Annotated in this window: 8 protein-coding genes; 6 read left to right on the top strand and 2 right to left on the bottom strand. The window is 74.0% G+C overall.

Going from position 1 to position 8,789, the window contains the following annotated elements; all coding sequences use genetic code 11:
* Positions 1-517 (top strand): transposase (locus ABZ719_RS23250; protein ID WP_366727093.1); only part of this gene is annotated, 517 nt, incomplete at its 5' end.
* Positions 518-628: 111 nt separating this feature from the next.
* Here the strand turns inward: ABZ719_RS23250 and ABZ719_RS23245 are convergent.
* The gene (locus tag ABZ719_RS23245) at positions 629-1,030 is read right to left on the bottom strand and encodes a ChaB family protein (protein WP_366727092.1); all 402 of its coding nucleotides are present in this window, start codon (positions 1,028-1,030) and stop codon (positions 629-631) included.
* Between the two features lie 218 nt (positions 1,031-1,248).
* Here ABZ719_RS23245 and ABZ719_RS23240 point away from each other — a divergent pair, with 218 nt between their 5' ends.
* The 4 genes from ABZ719_RS23240 to ABZ719_RS23225 all read left to right on the top strand — a co-directional run bounded on the left by ABZ719_RS23240 (position 1,249) and on the right by ABZ719_RS23225 (position 4,828).
* Positions 1,249-1,641 (top strand): ferredoxin, encoded by a 393-nt coding sequence (locus ABZ719_RS23240; protein WP_037853968.1) that lies wholly within the window; start codon positions 1,249-1,251, stop codon positions 1,639-1,641.
* Between the two features lie 294 nt (positions 1,642-1,935).
* Positions 1,936-2,847 (top strand): oxygenase MpaB family protein, encoded by a 912-nt coding sequence (locus ABZ719_RS23235; protein ID WP_366727091.1) that lies wholly within the window; start codon positions 1,936-1,938, stop codon positions 2,845-2,847.
* A gap of 87 nt (positions 2,848-2,934) precedes the next feature.
* Positions 2,935-4,512, top strand: coding sequence for an NAD(P)/FAD-dependent oxidoreductase (locus ABZ719_RS23230; protein WP_366727090.1), 1,578 nt, complete (start codon positions 2,935-2,937; stop codon positions 4,510-4,512).
* A 124-nt stretch (positions 4,513-4,636) separates the two neighbouring features.
* Positions 4,637-4,828 carry a DUF2795 domain-containing protein gene (locus tag ABZ719_RS23225; RefSeq protein ID WP_366727089.1) on the top strand — a complete coding sequence of 64 codons (192 nt, stop codon included), beginning with the start codon at positions 4,637-4,639 and terminating at the stop codon, positions 4,826-4,828.
* 321 nt (positions 4,829-5,149) lie between these two features.
* On the opposite strand, the gene ABZ719_RS23220 is transcribed toward ABZ719_RS23225, so the two are convergent.
* Complete coding sequence (locus ABZ719_RS23220) at positions 5,150-6,946, bottom strand: serine hydrolase (RefSeq protein WP_366727088.1); 1,797 nt, start codon at positions 6,944-6,946, stop codon at positions 5,150-5,152.
* Between the two features lie 231 nt (positions 6,947-7,177).
* Here ABZ719_RS23220 and ABZ719_RS23215 point away from each other — a divergent pair, with 231 nt between their 5' ends.
* Positions 7,178-8,686: an acyl-CoA synthetase gene (locus tag ABZ719_RS23215; RefSeq protein ID WP_366727087.1), complete on the top strand. Its 1,509-nt coding sequence runs from the start codon at positions 7,178-7,180 to the stop codon at positions 8,684-8,686.
* Positions 8,687-8,789: the final 103 nt, after the last annotated feature.

Below are 8,789 nucleotides of genomic sequence, written 5' to 3'. Positions count from 1 at the left end.
CGGGCGCGGCCCAAGGCCCCAGCCTGCCTACCCCGAGCCGGCCCAGACGGTGAAGAAGCTGGTCATTGAGGCCGGGAAACAGGCGGCCCGGCCGGTGCAGTGGCGGGAAGGCTCCCGCGCGGGCAGCGGCCGCAGCGGTCTGAAGCGGATGTACTCACGGTTCGTGGCCCTGCGGATCCGGCCCGCCGGACGCGAGATCCGGAAGAACACCGCCGGACCCGAACTGCCCCTGTGCTGGCTGCTGGCCGAATGGCCCGCCAACCAGCCCGAACCCGTGCAGTTCTGGCTGTCCAATCTGCCCGCCGACACGGCGCTGGCAACCCTCGTGCGCACCGCGAAGCTGCGCTGGAGGATCGAGCACGACTACCGCGAGATGAAGCAGACCCTGGGCCTGGCCCACTTCGAAGGCCGCACCTGGAGAGGCTGGCACCACCACGTCACCCTCGTCTCCGTCGCACACGCCTTCTGCACCCTCCAGCGACTGACCCGGTCCCCAAAAGAGACGGCGCCGGCCTGAGCCTCTACCAAGTCGCCCGCGAACTGCAGCTACTCCTCGCGGTATGGACCGGCGCCTGTCCCACCTGTCACCGCGACATGCCAGAACCGATACCAACCTGACCAAGCACTACTAGGAGCGCGCCTGGCGGGTCCGGGAGCGGTTCGCCTTGCGGATCGCCGTCAGGAGTTCGTCCCTGGTCATGCGCGAGCGTCCCTCGATGTCCAGGCGCTTGGCCACCTCGTACAGGTGCTCCTTGGACGCGCTCTCGTCGACGCCCTCGCCGCTGCGCCCTCCGCTTCCGCGGGGCCGGGCCGACCGCGGGTCGGAGGGGCCCTTCCGGCCGCCCTCCTTGCGCTCCCAGTGGTCGCCGACCTTCTCGTACATGTGCTTCAGCGCGCCGTACGCCACCCGGTGGGCCCGCTCGCCCTCGCCGTACGTCTCGACGGCGGAGTCGTGGGCCTTGATCCAGGTGCGCTGGGCGTCCCGGGAGGAGCGCTCCAGCGTCGACGGCAGCTCCTGTCGTCCGGGCACGGACATCCACCTCCGTGGTGCGCTCGCTCCCCGGTGCCCCGCGGCTTTCCGGATCCTTTTCCTGCGTTCCGGTGCTCTGCGGGGTCATCCGGTGCCTTTCTTTGCTACTGGGTGCTTTCCGGGGCGCCGCACGGGTGCCCCGGCAGGGTGGCCGGAAAACCGCTCAGGCCCGTGGTGGCACGGGGTTTGGCGGGTACGGCACCGGCTACTCGCGAGATGTGACCACGACGCATACGACATCATCGACGCCTTCGCAACAGGAACTCGTCCAGTTCCTGGAGGACCGTTTCGCGTGTGCGCAGGCGTGCACGGAGTGCGCGCGGGCCTGTGCGCTGCGCGCGAGCCTGGTGGATGTGGGCGGGGGTGAGGAGCAGGACCTCCTGCGGCGCAGGGGCATCATGTGCGCGGAGGTCTGCGACGCCACCTGCAGGGTGCTGTCCGAGCAGAACAGCCAGGACGAGGCCGGTATCCGCGCCCAGCTGGAGTGGTGTGTGACCGTCTGCCTGGAGACCGCCCACGTCTTCGACCGGCACCCGGGCGCGGAGCAGGCCGCGGACGCCTGCCGGACCTGCGCCAAGGCCTGCGGGGAGTTCACCGCGGTCCTGGACTGACCACGGGACGGCCCGGCACCACCGGCACGGCCCCGCCCGACGGGGCACGCGCCGCACGGCAGCACGTGCGCGCTCCGAGCGGCCCGGGTGACGACGCGCGCCTCGCGCCCGCCCGCCTCACCCCGCACGGCATCCCTCGCGGCACGGCGTGCGCCCCGCGCGGCATCCCTCCTGGCACGGCGTGCCCCGCGCGGCGTGCGCCCGGCGCCCCGCGTGCGCGCCGGCGCGCGAGGCGGTGCACAGCGCGTGGGGCGCCCGTCGACGTGCCCCGGTCCCCGCGTTAGCCTGCCGGACGTGGAGACCATACGCACGGCCGCGACCGTGCCCACGGAGACGGATGACGGGGACGCGGGGCTCTTCGGGCCGGACTCGGTGACCTGGCAGGTGCACAGCGATCCGATGATGTGGGTCGCGGGCATCCGGGCGCTGTACCTCCAGGCACTGCACCCCCGTGCCGTGCGCGCGGTGATGGAGAACTCCGACTTCCGGCGCGACGCCTGGGGCCGGCTGATGCGCACCGCGAACTTCGTCGGCACGACCACCTACGGGACCACGGACGCCGCGGAGAAGGCGGGCGCCCGGGTCCGCAGGATCCACCGCCTGCTGTCGGCCACCGACCCGGACACGGGCGAACGGTACGCCGTCGACGCGCCCGAGCTGCTGCTGTGGGTGCACTGCGCGGAGATCGACTCCTACCTGAACGTCCTGTGGCGGTCCGGTTTCCCGCTCACCCGCGCACGCGCCGACCGCTACGTCGCCGAACACCGCGCGAGCGCCCGGCTGATCGGCCTCGACCCGGACACGGTGCCCGCGAGCCGGTCGGAACTGGCCGCCTACTTCGACTCCGTGCGGCCCCGGCTCGCCGCGGGCGCCGACGCCCGCGCGGTGGACGACTTCCTACGCCGCCCGCCGGTGCCCCTGACGCTCGTGCCGGCGCGCGAGCTGCTCTGGCGGCACGTGGCCCACCTGGCCTACGCCTGCCTGCCGGCGTACGCGCACGAACTGTACGGCCGGCCCGCCCCCGCGCCCGGCGTCGTCACCCGCCGGCTGCGGGCCACCGGCACCCTGCTGCGGTGCGTGCCCGCCCAGGTGCGCTGGCAACTGCCGCCCAAGCACATCCTCCGCGCCGTGGCACGGCTGGGTCCGGCGGCACGCCCCGCCCCCCGCAGAGCCGCACGCCCCGCCCCCCGCAGAGCCGCTCCGTAGGCTCCCCGCCGGGCAGGCACCGGGCCACCGGCACGGCGCCCCCGTCGCGGCCCTGGCCGCCCGGACGCCCGCGTGCTACCAAGAGCCATGAGCGCACACGACGCACAGGGCAGCTACGACGTGGTGATCGTCGGCGGCGGGCACAACGGCCTGGTCGCCGCGACCTACCTGGCCCGCGCCGGCCGGTCGGTGCTGGTGCTGGAGCGGCTGGACCGCACCGGCGGGGCGGCCGTCTCCACCCGCCCGTTCGCCGGGACGGACGCGCGGCTGTCCCGCTACTCCTACCTGGTCAGTCTGCTGCCCCCGAAGATCGTCCAGGAACTGGGCCTGGACGTCAGGCTGCGCACGCGCACCGTCTCGTCGTACACCCCCGCCGTGCGGGACGGCAGGCACACCGGACTGCTCGTGGGCGGCGGCCCGGAGCGCACCCGGGAGGCCTTCGCCCGGCTCACCGGATCCGACCGCGAGTGGCGGGCCTGGCAGCGCTTCTACGCCATGACCGGGCGGGTCGCCCGGCGGGTCTTCCCCACGCTGACCGAACCGCTGCCCGGCCGTGCGGAACTGCGCCGCCGCGTCGACGACGAGGAGGCCTGGCGCATGCTGTTCGAGGAGCCCGTCGGCGTCGCCGTCGAGGACTTCTTCGCCGACGACCTGGTCCGCGGAGTGGTGCTCACCGACGCCCTCATCGGCACCTTCGCCGACGCCCACGACCCGGCCCTGCCGCAGAACCGCTGCTTCCTCTACCACGTGATCGGCGGGGGCACCGGGGACTGGGACGTCCCGGTCGGCGGCATGGGCGCCCTGACCGACGCCCTCGCGGACGCGGCGCGCGCCGCGGGCGCCCGTCTCCTCACCGGGCACGAGGCCGTCCGCGTGGACGCCGACGGGCTGAGCGCCGAGGTCACCTACCGGACCGCGGACGGCGAGGGCACGGTCGGCGCCCGGCACGTGCTGGTGAACGCCTCCCCGCAGGTCCTGGCCGAGCTGACCGGCCAGGAGCCGCCCGAGCCCGCTGAGGGCGCCCAGCTGAAGGTGAACATGCTGCTCAGCCGGCTGCCCCGGCTGCGCGACACCTCCGTCGACCCGAGGGAGGCGTTCGCCGGCACCTTCCACATCGCCGAGGGCTACCGGGCGCTGGCGGCGGCCCACGCGCAGGCCGCCGCCGGCGACCTGCCCGCCGCGCCTCCCTCGGAGATCTACTGCCATTCCCTGACCGACCCCACGATCCTCGGCCCGGAGCTGATCGAGCGGGGCTGCCACACGCTCACCCTGTTCGGCCTGCACACCCCGGCCCGGCTGTTCGCCCGGGACAACGACGCCGTACGGGAGGAACTGCTGAAGGCGACGCTCGCCCAGCTCGACGCCCACCTCGCGGAACCGCTCGCCGACTGCCTGGCCACCGACGCCGAGGGCCGGCCGTGCATCGAGGCGAAGACGCCGCTGGACCTGGAACGGGACCTCGGCCTGCCCGGCGGCAACATCTTCCACCGGGCACTGAGCTGGCCGTACGCCCAGGAGGGCACCGGCCGCTGGGGTGTGGAGACCCGGCATGCGAATGTGCTGCTGTGCGGCGCCGGCGCGGTGCGCGGGGGCGGGGTCAGCGGCGTGCCCGGGCACAACGCGGCCATGGCGGTGCTGGAGGGGACCCGGAGGCAGGACGGCTGAGGGCGACGTGGGGGCAGGGGGGCGACCGAAGGCGATGAGCGGCAGGGCGGTTGAATGCCCCCGCCGTCCCGGGGCACCCCGACAGGCGAGGCAAAACAGGACGAACCCCCCACCGGAGGCTCCCATGGCCGACCTCAGCCCGATCGACCTGCAGAAGGCCCTCAGCGGCGCGGACTATCCCACCGACAAGCAGCACCTGGTGGAACGCGCCCGGCAGAACAAGGCCAACGAGAAGATCGTCAGCCGGCTCGACGGCCTCAGCCAGGACCACTTCGACGGCCCCAACGAGGTACAGAAGGCCGTCTTCAACGAGTGACGGGTGACGGGTGACGGGTGACGGGTGACCGTCCGCGGGCGCCCGTCGATCCGCCGGCGCCCGTGCGCCCGCCGTGGGCCTGCCGTGCCGTTCCCGGAGACAGGCCCACGGCCATGTGCGCCACGGCAAGTACGCCACGGCATGCACGCGGTCCCACCGGACGCCCGGTTGCCCGGTCGAGCCCGGTCGCAGGGCCGAGCCCGGTTGCGTGGTCGAGCCCGCTCGTCCGGCGGTGGCCGGTCGACCGGCGGTGGCCGCTCGTCCGGCCGCGCCCGATCGCCCGACCGTGCCCGGTCGTCAGTCGCTCGTCTCGCCGGTCGCTCAGTCCGCGGAAGCGGTCCACCCCTGCGCCGTCACGCGGGACGCGTCCGCCGGGCGGACCTCGTCGAACAGGACGCGCCGGTGCGACTCGACGCGCTGACCGTCGACGTACGCGCCGCGCCCCACGTAGAGGCGGTCGGTCGTGTACCGCCAGCGCACCACCAGCTGCCGGGCCGCCGGCAGGTCGGCCGCGACCCGGTGCCACACGCGCCCGGAGAAGCCGGTGGCGGTCCCCGCCGGGTGCTGCTGCGGCTGCTCGCCGCGGCGGGTCGCCGTGTACGGCACCGGCTGCCAGGTCGTGCCCCCGTCGGCGGAGGACTCCAGGACGAGCACGTCCGACTGCGGCTCCGTGTCCCACCACAGGGAGCAGCCCAGCCGTGCGCCGCCCGCGGAGGTGTCGAGCGCGGGCAGCGCGAGGGTCGCGCCGGCGGCGCTCGCCATCCCGGAGAACCAGGCGGTGCGGCCCTGCTCGGGGCGGACCGCGACGGCCCGTGCCAGGTTGTTCCCCGCCGCGACCCGGGGAGCCGAGCCGGAACGCCAGGTGCGCACCGGATGCACGGAGTTGCCGAGGACCACGAGGAAGGAGTCGGTCGTCGGGTCCAGGACCAGCGACGTCCCGGTGAAGCCGGTGTGGCCCGCGGTGCGCGGGGTGGCCATCGCGCCCATGTACCAGTGCTGGTACAACTCGAAGCCGAGGCCGTGCTCGTCGCCGGGGAAGGCGGTGTTGAAGTCGGTGAACATCAGCTCCACCGACTCCGGGCGGAGGATGCGCGCGTGCCCGTAGGCGCCGCCGTTGAGCAGGGTCCGGCCCAGTACGGCCAGGTCCCAGGCGCTGGAGAACACGCCCGCGTGCCCGGCCACCCCGCCCAGGCTGAACGCGTTCTCGTCGTGCACCTCACCCCACACCAGGCCCCGGTCCAGGGCCGACCAGGGTCTGCGGGCGACCTCGGTGGCGGCGATCCGCGGCTTCCAGGAGGCCGGCGGGTTGTAGCGGGTGCTGTGCAGTCCGAGCGGTCCGGTGACCTCCTGGGCCAGCAGTACGTCCAGGGTGCGGCCCGTGATCCGCTCCAGGACCAGCTGGAGCGAGATCATGTTCAGGTCGGAGTACAGGTACACGGTTCCGGGCGGGTTCAGCGGCGCCTCGTCCCAGATCATCTCCAGCTTCTGCTCGTACGCCGGCGCGTCGTACAGCGGCAGGTCGGGCCGGAAGCCGGAGGTGTGCGTGAGCAGTTGACGCACCGTCACGTCCTGCTTGCCCGCCCGCCCGAAGTCCGGGAGGTAGGAGGCGACCTTGCCCTCCAGCTCCAGCGCGCCCCGCTCGATCTGCTGCACGGCCAGGATCGAGGTGAACAGCTTGGAGAGGGAGGCCAGGTCGAAGACCGTGTCCCGGGTCATCGGGAGCTGCTCGTCCGGCGGGAACTCCACACCGGTGTCGGTCTTCTCGTCGTACGACGCGTAGCGCACCGCCATGCCGATCGGCTCGTGCAGCGCCACGGTGCCGCCGCGGCCGGCGAGCAGGACGGCGCCCGCGTACCACGGGTGTGCGGGGGAGGGGCCGAGGAACGCCTCGGCGTCGGTGACCAGTCGGCGCAGCGGACCGGGGAGCAGACCGGCGCGGTGCGCGCTGCCGTGCCGCAGGGTCGTGGGGGCGGCGGGGCGGCGCGCGCCGTCGGACGCGGCGGCCGGCGCCACCGGGAGGGCGCCGATGCCCAGTGCACCGCCCAGGAGCAGGGAGACCCGGCCCAGTTGGCGGCGGGTGATCCCGCGTCCGTCCCTGTCTGCCCTGCCGTCGGTCATCGTGAGGCCTCCCCGCCGCGCCGTCTGAAAGTATCTTTCGTACGTTGCCGTGCGGGGTGAAACTTTCGTGTCAGAGCGGGTCCTTGTCAACGGGGCGTGCGCGAACGGCGCCCGCACGGACGCGAGTCGGCCCCGGGGTCCGCGTCCGCCGCCGAACTCCGGTCGCTCCCCGGCCGGTGAGGCGCGCCGGACGCTTGACCTCCTCGGGCGGCGGACCCAGGATCATGTGTCATGACGCCTGGACACGCCGGCACGGTCGACGGAGTGCTGCGGCACAGTGCCGGGCGCACGCCCGCGCGGACCGCCCTGGAGTACGGCGACCGCTCCTGGACGTACGCCGGACTCGACGACGCCGTCTCGCGCGCGGCGAGCGTCCTGCTCGGACAGGGCCTCGCCCCCGGCGACCGCGTCGCCGCCTACGGACACAACTCCGACGCCTACCTGATCGCCTTCCTCGCGTGCGCCCGCGCGGGCCTCGTCCACGTGCCCGTCAACCAGAACCTCACCGGCGACGACCTCGCCTACGTCCTGGGCCAGTCCGGCAGCGCCCTGGTCCTGACCGACCCCGGCCTCGCCGGCCGGCTCCCGGCCGGAGTGCGGCAGTTCGCCCTGCGCGACACCGAAGACTCCCTGCTCGCCGCCCTCCCCACCGCCACGCCCCACGACGGCCCCGCACCGCGCGGCGGGGACCTGGTGCAACTGCTGTACACCTCGGGCACGACCGCCCTGCCCAAGGGCGCGATGATGACCCACCGGGCCCTGGCCCACGCGTACCTGAGCGCGATCGCCGCCCTCGACCTGGACGCGGACGACCGGCCCGTGCACGCGCTGCCGCTCTACCACTCGGCGCAGACGCACGTCTTCCTGCTGCCCTACCTCGCCGTCGGCGCGACGAACATCCTCCTCGACGCACCCGACGGCGACCGCATCCTCGACCTGGTCGAGGCCGGCCGCGCCGACAGCCTCTTCGCGCCGCCCACGGTCTGGATCGGCCTGGCCAACCGCCCCGACTTCGCCGGCCGGGACCTCGACGGACTGCGCAAGGCCTACTACGGCGCCTCGATCATGCCGGTGCCCGTCCTGGAACGGCTGCGCGCCCGGCTGCCGCACCTCGCCTTCTACAACTGCTTCGGCCAGAGCGAGATCGGTCCGCTGGCCATGGTGCTCGGTCCCGGCGAGCACGAGGGGCGGATGGACTCCTGCGGGCGGCCGGTGCGGTTCGTGGACGCCCGCCTCGCCGACGAGCACGGCGCGGACGTGCCCGACGGGACGCCCGGCGAGATCCTCTACCGCTCGCCGCAGTTGTGCGAGGGCTACTGGGACAAGCCCGAGGAGAGCGCCGAGGCCTTCCGGGACGGCTGGTTCCACTCCGGAGACCTCGCGGTGCGCGACGCCGAGGGGTACTACACGGTCGTCGACCGGGTGAAGGACGTCATCAACTCCGGGGGCGTGCTGGTGGCCTCGCGCCAGGTCGAGGACGTGCTGTACACCCATCCCGGCGTCGCCGAGGTGGCCGTGGTCGGCCTGCCCGACGAACGGTGGATCGAGGCCGTCACGGCCGTCGTCGTCCCGCGCGGCGAGGTCACCGAGGACGAGCTGATCGCCCACGCCCGCGACCGTCTGGCGCACTTCAAGGCGCCGAAACGGGTCGTCCTCGTCGGGGAACTGCCGCGCAACGCCAGCGGCAAGATCCTCAAGCGGGAACTGCGCGACCGGCTCACAGGCCCCGCGCGGACGTGAACCGACCCGGCGCGGATCCGAACCGGCCCGGAGCGGACCCGAGCCGGCCCCGTGTGGACGGTGAACCGCTCGGCGCGGACCTGAACCGGCGCCGCTCGGCGCG

Source organism: Streptomyces sp. NPDC006743 (genome assembly GCF_040703815.1).
Lineage (GTDB): Bacteria > Actinomycetota > Actinomycetes > Streptomycetales > Streptomycetaceae > Streptomyces.
The sequence above is the reverse complement of the archived record's forward strand: the minus strand, read 5'-3'. Positions and strand labels throughout refer to the sequence as shown.